Source organism: Micromonospora sp. NBC_00860, from assembly GCF_045207375.1.
Lineage (GTDB): Bacteria > Actinomycetota > Actinomycetes > Mycobacteriales > Micromonosporaceae > Micromonospora > Micromonospora vinacea.
This window is the reverse complement of record NZ_CP108825.1, coordinates 3,947,862-3,964,517: the sequence shown is the minus strand read 5'-3', so window position 1 is coordinate 3,964,517 and position 16,656 is coordinate 3,947,862. Positions and strand designations below refer to the sequence as shown.

Here is a 16,656-nt window from a genome sequence, read left to right as displayed (position 1 = left end):
TCGCCCAGCTACGCGATCCGGCGGACCCGGCGGATGGCCAGGTAGAGCAGCAGCACGGCCAGGGCGACGAAGATGCCCGTCTCGATGCTCTGGAACAGCCAGAACCGGTCCGCCGGCTGGTAGAGCTGCCAGTTGTACGCGCCCGGTTCGAGGCCCAACTCGGCGCCGCAGACCCGACCGTCCGGCCCCTTCCCGCCCGGCGGGCACTGGATCCGGGTGTCCTCCGCGATCATCGTCCCGTCCGGGTTGCGCACGCCCTGGGTGAGGATCCAGTCCCCCCGGCTGACCTCCGGTGGCCCTTCCCCCTCGATGGGGAAGGTCTGGGTGCGGGCCGGCTGGTAGTGCGGTCGGGCCAGGATCTCCACCGCAGCCCGTACGCCGATGAACCCGGCGAGGGTGATGCCCATGGCGGGCAGCATCCGCTTCCACATCGTGCCGGCGAAGACGCCGAGCGCGACGGCGAAGAGGGTGTAGCCGATCGGCGCGATGCCCTGCAGGTCGAAGACGATCATGCCGAGCCGGCCCTCGTAGGCGGCCTGGGTGAGCGGGTCGACCCACCACGACATGCCCAGCCCGTAGACCGCCGCGAGGACCACGACGGCAGCGCCCACCAGCCCGAACTTCACGAGGGCCCATCGGGTCCGGCCGACGCCCTGGGTCCAGACGAACCGGTGCGTGCCGTGCTCCACCTCGCGGGCGACCAGTGGTGCACCCCAGAACAGGCCGACCAGCGCCGGCAGGGTGATCAGCAGTACGGCCACCAGGTTCAGGCTGCTGTACTGGTTGCCGAAGCGGCGGAAACCCGCGTCGCAGGCATCCCTGGTCGCCGCCGGCACATTGGTGTCCGCGAGCTGGCGTGCGCAGTCCGCCAGCCCGAGGTCGGAGAAGGTGTGGCGCATCGCCAGGCCGATGGGCACCAGCAGGGCGGCAAGCGCCGCGAGCGCCAGCAGTGTGTAGAACGCCTGCTTGCGGTGTTGCCGCCAGGTCAGCCAGATCATGCTGCTACCCCCCACTCGCTGTGACTGGTCTGCGTGGTGCCATCGGCCAGGTAGGCCAGCACGACGTCCTCCAGGCTGACCTCGCGGACCGTCCACGCCGGATCGGTGACCGGCCCGTCGGTGCGGACGAGCAGTGTGGACTGCCGGTCGGTGTGGCTGGCCCGGACCACTGCGGCGACGCCCCCGATGACGCCGCCGTCGTGCCGCGGCCCGACGAGCTGCCGGTGCGAGGTGACCAGGTCGTCGACAGCGCCGGTGAGCTGCACCTGAGAGGCGTTCAGCACGATCAGGTAGTCGCAGACGCGTTCCAGGTCGGCCAGCAGGTGCGAGGAGAGCAGGACTGTGGTGCCCGACTCCGCGACGCTGCCCATCAGTGACTGGAGGAACTCCCGGCGAGCCAGCGGGTCGAGGCTGGCGACCGGTTCGTCGAGCAGCAGCAGCCGGGGCTGCTTGGCCAGTGCCAGGGCCAGCGCGACCTGGGCCCGTTGCCCGCCGGAGAGCTTGCCGACCGGCTTGTCCGGTGGAATGCCGAGCTGCGCCAACCGGGTACGGGCCAGCGCCGCGTCCCACCGCTTGTTCAGCTTGCCGCCGGCGATGACCAACTCGGCCGCCGTGAAGTCCCGGTACAGCGGGGTGTCCTGGGCGACGAAACCGATGTCGGCAAGGCCCTCCGTGTCGCCGTACGGGGACCGACCGAACACCCGGACCGTGCCCGCGTCGGGCTTGAGCAGCCCGACGGCCAGGTGCAAGAGCGTGCTCTTGCCCGCGCCGTTCGGCCCGACCAAGGCGGCGATCCGGCCGGCCGGCAGATGCAGCGAGCAGTCCCGCAATGCCCAGGTGCTGCCGTACCGCTTGCCGAGCCGGTCTGCTTCCAAGACCATGTCCATCCCTTGTCCTCTCGTTCCGCTCACGCCGCCGCTCCGCTGTCGCGCGAGCGCTGGCGGTGCCTGATGGTTCGTTCGCTCTGCTTCCTCATGCGGGCTCCTTCTGCGGGGCGTCGTCGGCGAGGGTGGCGCGCAGCGTCGTCTCCACCAGGGCGATGACGTCCTCGGCCGTGAGGCCGGCCGTTTGCGCCCGGTGCAGCCACTCGACCAGGTCGTCGCGCAGCTCGGCCTGGTTGGGCAGGGACGCGCCGGCCAGGGTGCGCTGGACGAACGTGCCCACCCCTGGTCGGCCGCCGACCAGACCCTCGATCTCCAACTCCCGGTACGCCTTCAGCACCGTGTTCGGGTTGATCGCCAGGGATTGCGCGACGTCCCGGACCTTCGGCAACTGGTCGCCCGGCGTCAGCAGGCCAACCCGCAGCGCCTGTTTCACCTGCTGCACGAGCTGCATGTAGGTGTTCACCTTCGACCGGCTGTCCAGTACGAACTCGATCACTCCCGATGATCCTTCCTGTTGTCCTACGACAGTAGGACTAATAGACAGCTTCATCGGTGACCCACCGGCTGTCAAGCCCGCCGCGGCAGGTTCCGTCCCGGCGCGGCGCGTCTCGTCCGGCACGCCGGGTGCTGCCCCGGCTCGGCGCGGCGGCCGAGCTCGGTGGCACCGGCAGGCCAGGGGTTGGCACCCAAGGGTCAGCCCGACGGGAAGGGCCCGGAGGCGATCCGCGTGGACGGGGAGGTGTTCGATGGTCACCAACGAACTGACGACGTCGAGGGCGACTCCACTACAGGCCGCTCGCGCCCGGGGCCGCGTACGCGGGCGGTTGATCCTGCTCGGCCCGGCGTTCGTCGCCGCCGTCGCCTACGTCGACCCCGGCAACTTCGCCACCAACTCCGCTGCCGGCGCCCGCTACGGTTATCTGCTGGTCTGGGTCGTGGTGGTGGCCAACCTGATGGCGATGTTGGTGCAGACGCTCACCGCGAAGCTGGGTCTTGCCACCGGGCGGAGCCTGCCCGAGCTGTGCCGGGAACGCCTACCGCGGCCGGTGAACCGGGTGATGTGGGTGCAGGCCGAGTTGGTGGCCATGGCCACCGACCTGGCCGAGGTGATCGGTGGCGCGGTCGCCCTGTACCTGCTCTTCGGCATCCCCCTGCTGCCCGGCGGAATCATCATCGGCACTGCCGCGTTCGCCGTGCTCGCGCTGCGCTCGCGGGGATACCGCGCCTTCGAGGTCGTCATCGCCGTCCTGCTCGGGGTGATCGTGCTGGCCTTCGCCGCCAACCTGCTCGCCTCCGGCTCCGACCCCGCCTCGGCCATGGCCGGTCTGGTGCCCCGCCTACAGGGCACCGACAGCGTGCTGTTGGCCGCCGGCATCCTCGGCGCGACAGTCATGCCGCACGTCATCTACGTGCACTCCGCGCTCACCCGCGACCGCATCCCCGCCGCCGACGACACCGAGCGCCGGACCCTGTTCCGTGGCCAGCGCACCGACGTGCTGCTCGCCCTGAGCGCGGCCGGCGCGGTCAACCTCGCCATGCTGCTGATCGCCGCGGCCAGCTTCCGGGGCGGCGGCCCTGGTGGCGCGGACAGCCTGGAGGGGGTGCACGCCGGGCTCGGCCAGACCATCGGAACCGCCGCCGCGTTCGGGTTCGCCGTAGCGCTGCTGGTCTCCGGGCTCGCCTCGACCAGCGTCGGTACCTACGCCGGAGAGGTCATCATGCAGGGCTTCCTGCGGCGGCGGGTACCGCTGCTGCTGCGTCGCCTGGTCACCCTGCTGCCCGCGCTGGTAGTGCTCGGCATCGGCCTCGACCCGACCCGGGCGCTCGTGCTGTCCCAGGTCATCCTCAGTTTCGGCATCCCGTTCGCGCTGATCCCGGTGGTCGCCTTCACCCGCCGGCGCGACCTGATGGGCAACCTGGTCAACCACCCGCTCACCACCGCCGCCGCGTCCCTGGTGGCCGTGCTGGTGGTCGCGCTCAACGCGTTCCTCCTCTGGCAGGTCGTCGCCGGCTGAGCTGGCTGGCTGCCTGGGGCCAGGCATCCCCACGAGCGTGATGCCTGTGAGTCATATTGATGACTCACAGGCATCAGGCGTTGGGGAGCATGTCGAGCCGGACCGCCGTGCGCGGCCAGGCCGGCGGGGCGGGTCATGGTCAGGTGCGACGCCCCTCGTCGCGGGCCGGGATCTCCTGGCGCTGTTCGAGGGCGTCCGCCGGGTTGGCGTCGGCTGGCAGCGACGTCACCTCCTCGAGGGTGCCCGCGGGGAGGGCGCCCTGCTCGGCCAGGTCGGCCTCGGCTGCCTCCGGGTCCACGTCACCCGACACCCGGTCCGGCGGCCCGACGTCGAACGCGTCCTGTCGTTGCTCAAGGGCATCCGCCTCCGGCGGAGGGAAGGTGCCGCCCTGTTCGTCCCGGTATGTGCTCATCGGAGCCTCCCACCCGGCGGGTGTCGACATGCCGCCGGGCCGCTGCCTACCCGCCAGCGCCGCACTCAGGCCGGCACGCCGGTCGAGATCTGGGCATTTTCCCCGATGGTGCTGCCTCCCCAGCGGCGGAAGCGGCACCATCCCGGTAGTTGCGCGGATCTGGAGGGTCTGGCGTCACGCCCGGCGGCAGTGGCCCGCGGTCGGCTTCCGTACCGTGGTGGGTGCTCCCAGGTCGACCGGGGCCGGGCTGCCCGAGCAGGTCAGCGCGCCCACCTGGCCGCCGGCCAGAACGGGCGCCGACGCGGTGCCGGTCAGCGCCAGCCGCCCGGCCACCCGCGTCCCGACCAGCGTGACGTGGCCGGTGATGCCGGTCAGGGTCATCGAGCCGCGTACCTCGGTGTTCAGCACCTCGACGGCGGCGGCGCGGGACGCCGTCAGGTTTCCGGCGATCGAGGAGCCCTGGGCGACCAGTGTGGCACCGGGTGCGACGGTGACCGTGCCGGTCACGGTGGCCGCGCGCAGGCAGGTGACACCGGCGGCGACGGTCAGCGGGCCGGCGTGTCGGCCGGTGACCACTGTGGTGCAGGCCGGTGGTGGCGGGATCAGCGTGGCCACGAACCCGCGAGCCGGCCCGATGTTGCCGACGGCGTCGATGCCCCGGTACTCGATGCGGTGCCGGCCGTACCCGGGGGACCGCTCAGCGAACGGGGACACGGACAGGCCGCCCGAGCCGAGGTTGCCGTAGACCAGGCCGTCCACGTCGGTGCCGGTGGCGGTGAACAGGAACGGCGACCGGGCGTCGGTGGGCCAGCCGTAGTAGTTGTGCCACCCGTCGCCGTCGAGCCGGAACTCCGAGGTGACCTGGCCGGTGCCGTCGTCGGTGCCAGTCAGCCCCATGGTGAACGGGCCGTTGTACACGTACTCGGTGGGTCGGCCGGGCCGGGTGACGGTGAGCAGCGGCTCGGAGAGCTCGTACGCGACCTGGGGCCGCGTCGCGTCGACAGTCCAGGTGCGGGTCACCGCCTTCCCGGTGCCCGGGTTGCTGACCCGGGCGGTCAGCCGGTGGGTGCCCCGCGACAGCCGCAGGGCGCCCAGGTCCACGTCCCGGTCGGTGCCGGTGTCGGCCACCGGCCGGCCGTCGAGCGTCCAGCGCACGCGCGGCGCCCGATCGGTGGGTTGGCTGGTCCGCACGTACACCACGTCGTGCGCGCCGACCGCCCGGTCGGTCGCGGTGGACGCCGTGATCGCCAGCGGCGACTCCACCGCAGGGGTACGCAGCGAGGTGTCCACGGTCCAGGTGCGGGTCTGGGTCAACGCGGGAGAACTGCGGACCGCCGGGTCCCGGACGAACTCCGTCGGGTCGGTCACCGTGGCGGTGACCGTGTGCCGACCCGGGGAGAGCCGTAGATTCCGCAGGTCCAGGTGGCGGGCGTTGCCGGTACGCGGCACCGCCCTGCCGTCCACCGACCACGTCACGGTCAGCGTGTGGCTCACCGGGTGCAGGGTGTCCACCCAGAGCAGTCGGTCCGCCCCGACCGCCGCACCGGTGGCCGTGCCGCCCTGCACGATGCCGACCCGACCGGCGATCCGCTCGGTCATCCGCTCCCGGCCGACCTGATCGAAGTAGAAGCCCAGCGACTTCATCATCGAGTGCCGGCTCGGTCGCCACACCCCGCGTTGGAGGTACAGGCCACCCTGGTAGCGGCCGATCGTCCCGCCCGACTCGCTCGGCTCACCCAGCCAGCGCCACCACTTGGCGCGGGTCTCGCGCATCTGCCGCTCGGTCAGCACCGTGTGGTGCACCGAGTCCGGTTCCGGCCCGCTGTAGGTGTCGCCCGGCACTCCCCGGCCGTAGTAGTCGTACTCGTCCTGCAGGCCACCGAGGGAGTGCCCCAGCTCGTGTGGACTGATCAGCGCGGAGAGCGCGTTGCCGCCGGAGGCGGTGGCGTTGCTGCCGCCGGCCCCACCGTAGGTGCCGCTGTTGGCCAGCGCGATCAGCTGCCGGTTGCCGGGGTTGGTGCCGACGGCCAGGTCGGCGTACGCGTTCGCGGCGGTGCCGTCGACAGTGAGCAGGCGTTGCACGCTCGCCGGGTTGCAACCACCCCAGAAGCCCATGCCGAGCGCCGTGTCACGCCGCGGCGCGGACAGGCCGGGGTCGCAGTCCACCCCGGACTCGGCCGAGACGATCTCCACGGCGTAGACGTTGAAGTAGCTGCGGTAGGACTTGAACGGCTCGATCGTCCACAGGGTGTTGAGGTGCCGGTCCACGTGTGCTCGGAAGGTGGGCAGGTCGGCCTCGGTGTAACCGTCGCCCAGCAGCACCAGGTTGAACCGCGTGGCCGGGTCACCGGTGACCTGGATCGGCACCACTGTGCCGCTGGCCGCCGGGGACGCGGCCGGTGTGGCGGCGGCCGGTGTGCCGACCGTCAGCCCCGCCGCGACGAGCGCCGCGACGCACAACCCCGCTCTGATCCGCACGCTGCGCCCCTCCCCTGTGCCGGTCGGTCTGGCGGCGCCGGGTCCGGCGGGGGCGCCGTCGTACGGGCCTGCCGTGACCGTGGACATCTCGGACCGTACCGGTCTCCGGACCGACAGGTAACCCTCGGCGGTCAGTCGGTCGTCGCCTCGGATGTGGCGCCCCGGCGGGTAGCGGCGGCCAGTCCCAGCGCCAGCAGCACGCACACCGCACCGACCACGAAGAGGAGCGAGGCGGCCGGCTGGCCCAGCCACTCCCAGTACGGGTGCCAGGCCGGGTGCGGCTCGCCGAGGTGGTGGTGCAGCAGCGGCGGTGCGACCAGCAACACCGGCAGCCACCACAGCACCACGGCCACCCCGGCCAGGACGTTCACAGTGCCGCGTCGACGGCGTCCCTCGGTGCGTCGACTGGCCCAGCCGAAGACCAGCCAACCGGCCACCGCGCCCAGCGCCGTGCCGAGCACTCCGGCGGGGACCACAAGGGGCGGGGGCGCGCGGTGCAGCTCGACCGAGAGGTAGCTGGCGTCGACTGCTGTCTGCGAGGAGATCGAGGCGTTCAGGATGGTGTCGCCGCGGCGGGCGGTCACTGCGGTGTCGGTGACCTCCTGCGGGGTGGCGCACGTCTTGTCCGCGCAGCTGACCCGGTCGGACGCCTGCGGCTCGTACACCCGCCAGCCGGCACCGGTCAGGCGCTCCCGGGCCACCGTGACGATCTGCGCGGCGGGCACCGGCGGCGCGCCGAGGGCGCTGGCGCCGGTGGCGCTCTCCTGATACTCGCCGCCGTCACCGAACAGCAGGGTCTTGACGGTCCCCAGGCGCAGCGCGTGCCCGTAGACGACGAAGAGCGCCGGCGGGGTGTCGATCTCGCCGAGGTCGTGGCCGGGGAAGACCTCGGTCAGGACGGCGGCGGCCTCGGCCCGGTCGGGTTGCGGTCGGGACGTCTCCCAGGCGGCCCGGCTCGCCAGGGCGCCGGTGAAGAGGCCGCAGATGAGCGCGGCGAGTGGCACCCAGGCGATAGCGGCGCCACCGGCGGGGCGGCCAAGGCGGCGCAGCAGCCGCCGCCCGAACGGGCTGGTCGGCGCGGTGTCGCTCACGGACATGGCCAACCTCCGGCTTGAGAATCAGGCCGAGCGACAGTACATCGACCAGGGGTCCGGGCGCGTCCCCCCGATGACGGCCGCCGGTGGTCGGGATCGGCCAGGATAGGCGGGTGGCCGGTCACGGCCGCGACGAGGAGGGTGGGCGATGCGGGTACGCGGACGGTTGACCTGGGGGCGGCGTGCTCGCGCGGGTGCGGTGCTGACCGCGGTGCTCGCGGGCGTGCTGCCGCCGGCCGTGGTGCTGGCGCCGGGCGCCGCCACGGCGGGCGCGGCGGCGGGGACGCCGGTCTGCCAGGTGCGCGACGACCGGCTCCGTGAGATCTCCGGCATGGTCGCCACCGACGACGGGTACGTGGTGATCAACGACGGGGCCGACGACGAGGCCCGCCGGCGGATCTTCTACCTCAACCAGCGTTGCGCGGTGACGCGAACCGTCTCCTTTCCGTCCCGCCCCCGCGACACCGAGGACCTGGCCATCGGCCGGGACGGCACCGTCTGGGTCGCCGACATCGGCGACAACGACCGCTCCCGGCCGACGGTGGGCGTGTGGCGGCTCGCGCCGGGGGCGAAGCGGCCGGTACTGCACCGGATGAGCTACCCGGACCGTCCGCACGACGCCGAGGCGCTGCTGCTCGACGGGTCCGGTCGACCACTGATCGTCACCAAGGGCGGCAGCGGCACCGTCTTCCTGTACGCGCCGACCACCGCGTTGCGGCCGGACGCGACGACGCCGCTGACCGCGCTCGGCCAGGTGACAGTGCCGTCGACCACGACCAGCAACCCGTTCTCGTTCCTGGGGCGCGGGGTGATCACCGGTGCGGCGAGCGCGCCCGAGGGACGGCGGGTGGTGCTGCGCAGCTACGCCGACGCCTTCGAGTACGACGTACCCGACGGCGACGTGGTCCGCGCGTTGACCACCGGCACCCCGCGGATCACCCCGCTGCCGGACGAGCCTCAGGGCGAGTCGATCACCTACAGTCGGGACGGCCGGTCGTTGCTCACGGTCTCCGAGTCCGCCGGTCAACCAGCCGGCACCCGCTCGACGATCCTGCGCTACCCGGCGACCGCCAGCGCTGCCACCGCCGCGCCCTCCACAGAGTCCGTCGACCCGTTGGCGCCCACTGCGGTCCGTCCGGCCGCCGGGGAGGTCGGCGGAGGGGGTGGGCGGACCTGGCCGCTGGCCCTCGGCGCGGGGACACTGCTGATCCTGCTCGGGTTGGCCGCCGCGCTCTGGTGGAGGCACACCGCGCGCCAGTGAGTGGGCCGGGCCTGCGGCAGGATGGGGGGATGTCCGTCCTGTCCACGTTGCGCCACCCGATCGTCGCCGCCCCGATGGCTGGTGGCCCGTCCACGCCCGCGCTGGTGGCCGCCGTCTCCGCAGCGGGTGGGCTGGGCTTCCTCGCCGCCGGGATGATCGACACCGGTCGGCTGGTCGCCGACGTCGCCGAGGCCCGCGCGCGTACCGATCGGCCGTTCGGCGTCAACGTCTTCCTGCCCGACCCCGGCGGCGTCGACGAGGCCGCCATTCGGGCGTACGCCGAACGGCTCGCCCCGCAGGCAGCGCAGCGCGGGGTGAGCCTGGGCGATCCGGTGGGCGGCGACGACGCGTACCCGGAGAAGCTGGCCGCGCTGCTCGCGGACCCGGTCCCGGTCGTGTCCTTCGTGTTCGGGCTGCCCGACCGGGCGGCGGTGACCGCCCTGCGCGAGCGGGGCACCGAGGTGTGGGCCACCGTGACCCGTCCGGACGCCGCGGCCACCGCCGCCGACCTGGGGGTGGACGCGGTGGTGGTACAGGGCACCGAGGCCGGTGGGCATCGCGGCGGCCTACCGGACGACGACGACTACGGGTTGCTGCCGCTGCTCCGGCTGACCGCCGCCCGCTGTGACCGGCCGTTGGTGGCCGCGGGTGGCCTCGTCGACGGCCCCTCGGTGGCCGCCGTGCTGGCCGCCGGCGCCGCCGCCGCGCAACTCGGCACGGCCTTCCTGCGCTGCCCGGAGGCGGGCAGCTCGCCGATGCACCGGGCGGCGGTGGCCAGTGCCACGCCGACCGCGTTGACCCGGTCCTACACCGGTAAGCGGGCCCGTGGCGTGGCGAACGACTTCCTGCGCCAGCACGACGCGGTGGCACCGCGCGGTTACCCCCAGGTGCTGCACCTGACGCGTCCACTGCTCGCTGCCGCCCGGAGCGACGGGGACGCGTCGGTGGCCAACCTGTGGGCCGGGCAGGCGCACCCGCTGGTCCGGGACCTGCCGGCGGCGCAGGTGGTGGCCGAGGTGAGTGTCGGCGCCCAGGCCGCGCTGGCCACAGTGGTCGAGCGGTCCCGCCGCTGGGGCTGACCAGGACGCCGGTAACCGGCTCGGGCGGGCGGGGACAGGCCGGGCGGGCAACCCGTTAGAGTCTCGCCGTGATCGAGATCGGTGCGCAGGTCGACCTGTCCCACCCGGCTGAGCGGGTCTGGCGCGCCCTGACCGATCGGGAGTTGCTCGGCCGGTGGTTCGCCGAGGCCGAGACTGTCGAGGGCGTAGCGGACCGGATGCTGCTGCACACCGCCGGCCTGCCCGGCTTCGAGGCCAACGTCGAGGTCGAGGTGACCGAGCGGCAGGAGCCGGACCTCCTCGTGCTGGCCTGCGACGAGGCCGGCCGGCTCAGCGAGCTGACCTGCGCGGTCACTGTCACGAAGCAGGGCTGCCGGCTGGAGCTACGGGAGGTCAGCACGCACGGCGCGTGGTCCGCCGAGCAGCACGACCCCCGGGAGCAACAGCTCCGGCAGGCGCTGACCGTGCGGCTGCCGGCCATCCTCGACTGGCTCGCCTTCCAGCAGGTCGACCTGCGCCGCGCCGACGGTGGGATGACCGCGGAACTGCCGCTGATCGGCGTACGCGGCAAGGCCGGCCGCAACCCTCGTCGGCGTCGCACGCTGGTCGCCGTGGTCGCCGGGGCCGTGCTGGTGGCGGGGACGGCGGCATGGGTGACGTTGCCACCCGACGCGAAGCCCGCCGCCGCGCCCGCGCCGACGGCCACCGCGTCACCGACAGTGACGGCCGACAGGGCCGCAGTGGCGCCCACCGCGACCCTCTCGGCGCGCCCTTCGCGGACCACCGCGTCGGCGACCACCCGCCCGAGCCGGACCCCGTCGGCGAAGCCCTCGCGGACACCCGCGTCGGCCGCCCCGCCTCCGCCATCGGCGCCGTCCATCACGGCCCGCTACGAGACCGAATCCGACCGACTGTTCGGCTACACGGGCGAGATCGTCGTCGGCAACCCCGGCGGCGCGCCGGTGACGGACTGGGCCGTGGTGGTCACCCTCGCCGAAGGCACCACCGTCGACGACGTCGACGGCGCGAACTGGCGACAGGACGGACGGGCGATCACCTTCACCGGCGGCGCCGTGGCGGCCGGGGGATCCCGGACGATCAGCTTCGACGTCCGCGACAGCCGGCCGAAGGCCCGGGAACCGGAGAGCTGCACGATCGGCGGGCAACAGTGCGCGGGGCTCTGACTAGGCTGCGGTCATGGCACTGCTGCACAGGGCGACCCTGCACCCCACGAAACTGGACCTGCTGACCACCTGGCTGCCCAACCGACAGTGGTTCGCCGGGCCGGCCGGCGTCGAGTTGGTGAGCCGAGGCGCCTACCGCTTCGACGACCCGGCCGGCGAGGTCGGCATCGAGACGATGCTGGTCGGTGCCGCCGACGGTCCGGTCCACCATGTCCCGCTCACCTACCGTGCCGCGCCCCTCGACGGTGCGGACGGGTGGCTGGTCGGCACCACCGAGCACTCGGTGCTCGGCCGGCGCTGGGTGTACGACGGCTGCGTCGACCCGGTGTACGCCGCCGCGCTCGCCCACGCGACCCTCACCGGCAGCGGCCAGGCGGAGGAGTACTTCGAGGTCGACGGCCGGCGCGAGGTGCGTGAACCGACGGTGACGGTCGTCGTCGACGGCGCCGCCGACGCCCAGGTGCCGGCCGTGGGCGCGGTGCGACGGGTGGTCGACGAGGACCGCACGCTCATCGACACCGACACCGTCGAGCTGGTCGTCGTGCGCAGGCCCGGGGCCGGGGCCGACGGGCCGGCCGGGGGCACGCTGAGCGGCAGATGGCACGGTCAGTCCACTACCGTGCCGCTGGCGTACGTCAGAACGCGCTGAACTGTGCGCGGTGGGCGGCCCGATCGCTCGGGCCGCCCACCGCTCTCACCACTGCGCCGGAGGCGGGGGCGGCGACACGGGCGGCCGGTCGTCGCAGGTGATGGTGTTGGGCAGCAGCCACGGCGCGAGCCACCCGCCGTCGTTACCGCCGAGGTCGGTCAGTGTGAACTCCGAACCGGCCGGGGTGAAGTGGAACGATCCGCAGTTGTTGACGCCGACCGCGCCGACGTTGCGGGCGTCCACGTTGGCGAACGAGGCCGACCCGGCCGCGCGGGCGCTGACCACCGAGGTGCCGGTGCCGTCGACACGGACGTCCCGGAAGCGCGCATCGGAGATCGAGTAGAGATCCTTCACCGGCCAGTCGCTGACCAGCATGATCGCGTTGTACGTGTTGTCCAGGTACGCGTCGCCGGTCACCTCGATGGGCGCCTCGATGCTGCGATCCAGGGCGAAGACCCAGAGCGCGCCCAGCCCGATGTTCCAGTTCAGCTCGTAGGTGCCGGCGCGGGCGGTGGTGTTGTTGGTGAACCGCAGGTGCCCGGTGAACGGCTCCGCACCGAAACGGGCACCGGCGTGCAGACCGCTGCCCTCGCGTACCGGGTCGGCGACCAGGTTGTGCGAGACGGTGGTGTCGGTGCCGCCGTAGATGGCGATGCCGTTGGCCAGGGTCGGTGACTGCACGGTGTTGTGGTCGAACGTGTTCCGCGCGTTGGCCGTCTTCTCCGACCACATGGCCAGGCCGTCGTCGCCGGTGTTGCGGACGAAGTTGTGCGCCACGAGGGAGTCGGTCACGCCGGTGTGGAAGTTGAGCGCGTCGGCGATCTGGTCGACGATGATGTTGTTGGTGACGCGGACGTTGCGCATCGGGCCGTCGAACCACAGGCCCGCCTTGGTGTGGTGCAGGTAGAGCCCGTCGACTGTGGAGTCGCTCATCGCCCCACCGATCCCGTTGACCTGGTCGGTGTCGATGCGCTCGCGCACGTCGCCCTCGATGGCGAAGCCTGCGAGGTGCACGTTACGGCTGCCGCCGTCGGCGGCGTCCCGACCATAGAACCCGACTCCGGTATGCACCGAGCCGTCCGGCGCGGGGGTCGGCAGGGCGACCTCGCGGCCCTTGATGATGGTGTACCAGTTGCCGGCGCCCTCGATGGTCACGTCGTCGACGATGATGTGCCGGTTGACCTGGTAGGTGCCCGGTGGGATGTACACCGTGAGGTGGGCGCGTCGAGCGAAGGCGATGGCCCGGTCCAGCGCGTCGGCGGAGTCCCGCCGGCCGGTGGGGTCGGCGCCGAAGGCGAGGACGTTCGCCGCGAGCAGCCGGACGTGCGGCGGCGCGACCAACTCGGAGTCGAGCAGGTCGATGACGGTCCAGGCGGCGGCGCTACCGGGCGGCGCGGTGAGCCGGACCTTGTCGCCGGCCCGGTAGGTGCGCCCGAGCAGCAGCCGCTGCTCGTCGTAGAAGTGGGTGGGCCGGAACGGCTTGTCGATGCTCGGGTACGGCGTGGTGGCCGACGGCACGCACTGGCACTCGGTGATCCACCAGTCCGGGTGCAGCAGCCCGGCCTGCGGGTCGTTGGTGAACGGGTACTGGTTGTAGAGCCACGAGTACTGCGAGGTGAGCGTCATGGTGCGCAGGTGCTTGCCGTTGACCGCGACTCGCAGCGGCGCGGTGATCCCACCGCCCTGCGGCGCGTCCGGGATGCTGTACCGCACGGTGATCCCGTTCGCCGCGCTGGGCAGGACGAACTCCACGTACTCCCCGGGGGTGAGCCGGACCGCCCGGCGGCCGGAAGCCTCCGCGGGCAGCGTGTAGGCGGACCGGTCGGGCCCGATCAGCTCGCCGTTGGTGCGGGCGTTCTCGGCTTCCTGCTCGAGGAAGTCGACGTCCGCGCCACGTCCGGCGACCAGCGCCGGATCGAGGGCGGCCCGGGTGACCACCGGCTGCGCGCCAGCGGACGCGGGTGGACTGGCGGCGGCCACTGTGGGCCCGGCGACCAGCACGGCGAGACCGGCGGCTAGCGCGACGGCGGCGCCGCTGGGCCGGCCGGGGCGTCCCCGCGCCGGCATGAGGCTGCGAAACATCGGTGACCCTCCTGGATGGGTGGTGGTGGAGGTCCGCCCGGCGTTCCCCCGACGCCCGACATTGATCGTCATGATGCAGCACCAGACATGGCACTGCAAGACAACTATCGAACAATGAAAATAAACGACTATCAGGCCGCAAGAAATGGACGGTCGTCGAGTTGAGGTGTCGCGCGTCGCCCGCCCCGACCAGCTCACGCCGGGCGTAGGCTGATCCGCGTGGATCAAGAAGACCGGATTGCCCTCTTCCTCGACTACGAGAACCTCGCGCTGGGCGCGCGCGACCATCGCGGCGGCGCGGCCTTCGACTTCCGGCCCATCGCCGACGCGCTGGCCGAACGAGGTCGGGTGGTGGTCCGCCGGGCGTACGCCGACTGGTCGTACTTCGACGAGGACCGCCGAATGCTCACCCGGTCCCACGTCGAGCTGATCGAGATCCCGCAGCGGATGGGCGCGTCCCGGAAGAACGCAGCGGACATCAAGATGGCCGTCGACGCGATCGAGTTGGCGTTCGAACGCGACTACATCTCCACCTTCGTCATCTGTAGCGGTGACAGCGACTTCACCCCGCTGGTGCACAAGCTGCGCGAGCTGAACAAGCGGGTCATCGGGGTCGGTGTCGAGGGGTCCACCTCGGGGCTGCTGCCCCCGGCCTGCGACGAGTTCCTCTACTACGACCGGCTGGAGGGCGTGGACATCCCGCCGGCCCGGGGTAGGCGCGCGCGTCCCGCCGCCCGACAGGCCGGTGCCGAGCAGCGCGCACCCGAGCCGGAGCGGGAGCAGGAGCCCGAGGTGGACCGCCGACCGGCGGGGGAGGAGCCCGGCCGGGACGTGGACGCCCTCGCCGTTTTCGTCGCCCAGTCGGTCGCCGGGTTGCAGGGCAGCGCCAACGGTGAGGTCACCGCCTCCCGACTCAAGCGCACCCTGCTGCGCAAGGACCCGACCTTCAGCGAGTCCGACTACGGCTTCCGGACCTTCGGCGAACTGCTGCGTCACCTCGCCGAGCGCAACGTGATCGAGTTGGGCGAGGGCCCGGCGAAGGGTGACCCGGAGGTCTCGCTGCCCGAGCACGGCGACCGGGAGGTGGCGTTCGGCCTGCTCCGGGGCGTCGTGGCGGACCTGGGCAGCGGCGGCAACCCGGTGGCGTTGTCCGGATTGAAGAACCAGGTGCGCCGGGCCCGCCCGGACTTCAGCGAGAAGAAGCTCGGCTACCGCAGCTTCCTGCAGTTCTGCAAGGCCGCCGCAACCGCCGGCGTACTGGACCTGCGCTGGAGCCCCGAAGCCGACGACTACCTGCTGACAACCCAGACCTGACCGCCCCGCCCGGCCCGGCCCGTGTCGATCAAGAGGTTCGCGTCATCGGGAGCGCGATCGATGACGGAAACCTCTTGATCAACAACGGCTGGGGGTGGGGGTTGCGGGGAGGGGGCAGAGTGGGGCGGGGCTCCTGATTCGCAAGTCAGGAGCGGGAGAACCGCCCGTTATGGTTTCGAACCGTCAACGGTTGGGCTGAAATGCGCCAGAAATGTCGCCCTTGCCCCGGTCCGGGCATACCTGCGCCGTACCCTCGGCGCGGGAATTGCTATACGGTCGGCGAATGAAGGTGGAGGAACACTGGTGGAACGGAGACACGACCCCGCGCGGGCGCAGGGACGTGTACATCCGTACTGACGGGCAGGGTTGGGAGGTCCGCGCCCAGATCGGTGGGGCGTCGGGTCGTGAGCGGGTGCAGCAGTGCCCAAGCCGGGCCTCGGCGGCCATCCTCGCCGACGCCTGGCGCGGCACCCACCCATCCTGGCGCGAGCTGAAGCAGCGCTGATCCGGCACCGGGCCGGGTCGGCAACGCTCCCGGGCTCCAGCCCGGCGCGCCCGCCGACCGGCCCGGCGCTCGGTACGTTGGTCCGCCGAAAGCGGCACAGCGGTTCACCGCCGAGCACGTCCACCTCACAGGTCACCGCTTCTGAAGCATGACGGAAGCAACGTCTGCCAGAAGCGCCAACGCCCAATCCAGTTGCGAGCAGTTGTCGCGACCTTGGCACTCAAGGCAGCCGCCAGCTCGCCATGGCCGCTCTAGTGCCCGAGTCCAGTGGGTATCCAATACTCGTTCGGCCGTGAGCAACTCGGTCGCCTTGGACACGGGTTCGTCGATCGGCATGATTGGTACGCCTTTCGCGAGACGCGATCAGGCCCGCCCAGGGTCGACCTGTTCGCCGTCGCCCCTGGGCGGGATCGAAGGCCTGTGGATGGCGTGGTCCGATGGAAGGTGCCGAACGAAGGAACCTTCACATGCCCATACCTACCGGCGGATACCGCGAGGTGGCCGAGGACCTCGCCGCTCGGATCAAGAGCGGCGAGTACGCGGCAGGGGAGCGTCTGCCCACCTACAGCGAACTATCGAACCTTTATGACGTCAGTGTGACCACGGTCCAACGGGCGATCATCGTTCTTCAGACACGCGGCTTGGTGGTGGGTCTCCAGGGCCGTGGCCTCTGGGTCGCCGAAGACGTGGGATCTCCTCGATCACTTGATAAGGAGTAGTTG

15 protein-coding genes are annotated in these 16,656 nt (G+C 72.1%); 8 read left to right on the top strand and 7 right to left on the bottom strand.

From position 1 onward, the window contains the following. Positions 1–8: 8 nt before the first annotated feature. The 3 genes from OH804_RS18135 to OH804_RS18125 form a co-directional block, all read right to left on the bottom strand. Complete coding sequence (locus tag OH804_RS18135) at positions 9–998, bottom strand: transporter (RefSeq protein WP_406058295.1); 990 nt, start codon at positions 996–998, stop codon at positions 9–11. After that, positions 995–1,885 (bottom strand): ABC transporter ATP-binding protein, encoded by an 891-nt coding sequence (locus tag OH804_RS18130; RefSeq protein WP_196922014.1) that lies wholly within the window; start codon positions 1,883–1,885, stop codon positions 995–997. The genes OH804_RS18135 and OH804_RS18130 overlap by 4 nt, the downstream gene beginning before the upstream one ends. A gap of 85 nt (positions 1,886–1,970) precedes the next feature. After that, positions 1,971–2,378, bottom strand: coding sequence for a GntR family transcriptional regulator (locus OH804_RS18125; RefSeq protein ID WP_196922015.1), 408 nt, complete (start codon positions 2,376–2,378; stop codon positions 1,971–1,973). Positions 2,379–2,628: 250 nt separating this feature from the next. On the opposite strand from OH804_RS18125, the gene OH804_RS18120 reads away from it, so the two are divergent. Continuing rightward, positions 2,629–3,897, top strand: coding sequence for an Nramp family divalent metal transporter (locus OH804_RS18120; protein WP_231392574.1), 1,269 nt, complete (start codon positions 2,629–2,631; stop codon positions 3,895–3,897). Positions 3,898–4,036: 139 nt separating this feature from the next. Here OH804_RS18120 and OH804_RS18115 read toward each other — a convergent pair whose 3' ends face one another. The 3 genes from OH804_RS18115 to OH804_RS18105 form a co-directional block, all read right to left on the bottom strand. After that, the gene (locus tag OH804_RS18115) at positions 4,037–4,309 is read right to left on the bottom strand and encodes a hypothetical protein (protein WP_406058292.1); all 273 of its coding nucleotides are present in this window, start codon (positions 4,307–4,309) and stop codon (positions 4,037–4,039) included. 174 nt (positions 4,310–4,483) lie between these two features. After that, positions 4,484–6,787, bottom strand: a complete 2,304-nt coding sequence (locus OH804_RS18110) for a M64 family metallopeptidase (RefSeq protein WP_406058290.1) — start codon at positions 6,785–6,787, stop codon at positions 4,484–4,486. A 131-nt stretch (positions 6,788–6,918) separates the two neighbouring features. Then, positions 6,919–7,884: a hypothetical protein gene (locus tag OH804_RS18105; RefSeq protein ID WP_406058288.1), complete on the bottom strand. Its 966-nt coding sequence runs from the start codon at positions 7,882–7,884 to the stop codon at positions 6,919–6,921. A 145-nt stretch (positions 7,885–8,029) separates the two neighbouring features. On the opposite strand from OH804_RS18105, the gene OH804_RS18100 reads away from it, so the two are divergent. The 4 genes from OH804_RS18100 (at position 8,030) to OH804_RS18085 (ending at position 12,033) form a co-directional block, all read left to right on the top strand. Further along, on the top strand, positions 8,030–9,142 hold the full coding sequence (locus OH804_RS18100) for a hypothetical protein (protein WP_406058286.1): 1,113 nt from the start codon (positions 8,030–8,032) through the stop codon (positions 9,140–9,142). Positions 9,143–9,171: 29 nt separating this feature from the next. Further along, the gene (locus OH804_RS18095) at positions 9,172–10,221 is read left to right on the top strand and encodes a nitronate monooxygenase family protein (RefSeq protein WP_196922019.1); all 1,050 of its coding nucleotides are present in this window, start codon (positions 9,172–9,174) and stop codon (positions 10,219–10,221) included. 68 nt (positions 10,222–10,289) lie between these two features. Then, a complete protein-coding gene (locus OH804_RS18090) occupies positions 10,290–11,384 on the top strand; it encodes a cellulose binding domain-containing protein (protein WP_196922020.1) in 1,095 nt (364 codons plus the stop codon). A gap of 13 nt (positions 11,385–11,397) precedes the next feature. Beyond that, the gene (locus OH804_RS18085; protein WP_196922021.1) at positions 11,398–12,033 is read left to right on the top strand and encodes a CG0192-related protein; all 636 of its coding nucleotides are present in this window, start codon (positions 11,398–11,400) and stop codon (positions 12,031–12,033) included. 45 nt (positions 12,034–12,078) lie between these two features. On the opposite strand, the gene OH804_RS18080 is transcribed toward OH804_RS18085, so the two are convergent. Beyond that, complete coding sequence (locus tag OH804_RS18080; protein WP_196922022.1) at positions 12,079–14,115, bottom strand: glycosyl hydrolase family 28-related protein; 2,037 nt, start codon at positions 14,113–14,115, stop codon at positions 12,079–12,081. Between the two features lie 219 nt (positions 14,116–14,334). Between OH804_RS18080 and OH804_RS18075 the strand changes: the two genes are divergently transcribed. The 3 genes from OH804_RS18075 to OH804_RS18065 all read left to right on the top strand — a co-directional run bounded on the left by OH804_RS18075 (position 14,335) and on the right by OH804_RS18065 (position 16,653). Beyond that, positions 14,335–15,429, top strand: a complete 1,095-nt coding sequence (locus OH804_RS18075) for a PIN domain-containing protein (RefSeq protein ID WP_196922023.1) — start codon at positions 14,335–14,337, stop codon at positions 15,427–15,429. Between the two features lie 283 nt (positions 15,430–15,712). Beyond that, the gene (locus OH804_RS18070; protein WP_030335934.1) at positions 15,713–15,934 is read left to right on the top strand and encodes a hypothetical protein; all 222 of its coding nucleotides are present in this window, start codon (positions 15,713–15,715) and stop codon (positions 15,932–15,934) included. A gap of 437 nt (positions 15,935–16,371) precedes the next feature. Continuing rightward, positions 16,372–16,653: a winged helix-turn-helix domain-containing protein gene (locus tag OH804_RS18065; protein WP_406058283.1), complete on the top strand. Its 282-nt coding sequence runs from the start codon at positions 16,372–16,374 to the stop codon at positions 16,651–16,653. Positions 16,654–16,656: the final 3 nt, after the last annotated feature.

What these genes read in the sequence shown, in the direction of transcription:
- OH804_RS18135 (WP_406058295.1), bottom strand. Translation starts at nt 998, where the DNA reads ATGATCTGGCTGACCTGGCGGCAACACCGCAAGCAGGCGTTCTACACA.
- OH804_RS18130 (WP_196922014.1), bottom strand. Translation starts at nt 1,885, where the DNA reads ATGGACATGGTCTTGGAAGCAGACCGGCTCGGCAAGCGGTACGGCAGC.
- OH804_RS18120 (WP_231392574.1), top strand. Translation starts at nt 2,629, where the DNA reads ATGGTCACCAACGAACTGACGACGTCGAGGGCGACTCCACTACAGGCC.
- OH804_RS18115 (WP_406058292.1), bottom strand. Translation starts at nt 4,309, where the DNA reads ATGAGCACATACCGGGACGAACAGGGCGGCACCTTCCCTCCGCCGGAG.
- OH804_RS18105 (WP_406058288.1), bottom strand. Translation starts at nt 7,884, where the DNA reads ATGTCCGTGAGCGACACCGCGCCGACCAGCCCGTTCGGGCGGCGGCTG.
- OH804_RS18100 (WP_406058286.1), top strand. Translation starts at nt 8,030, where the DNA reads ATGCGGGTACGCGGACGGTTGACCTGGGGGCGGCGTGCTCGCGCGGGT.
- OH804_RS18095 (WP_196922019.1), top strand. Translation starts at nt 9,172, where the DNA reads ATGTCCGTCCTGTCCACGTTGCGCCACCCGATCGTCGCCGCCCCGATG.
- OH804_RS18085 (WP_196922021.1), top strand. Translation starts at nt 11,398, where the DNA reads ATGGCACTGCTGCACAGGGCGACCCTGCACCCCACGAAACTGGACCTG.
- OH804_RS18080 (WP_196922022.1), bottom strand. Translation starts at nt 14,115, where the DNA reads ATGTTTCGCAGCCTCATGCCGGCGCGGGGACGCCCCGGCCGGCCCAGC.
- OH804_RS18070 (WP_030335934.1), top strand. Translation starts at nt 15,713, where the DNA reads ATGAAGGTGGAGGAACACTGGTGGAACGGAGACACGACCCCGCGCGGG.
- OH804_RS18065 (WP_406058283.1), top strand. Translation starts at nt 16,372, where the DNA reads ATGGAAGGTGCCGAACGAAGGAACCTTCACATGCCCATACCTACCGGC.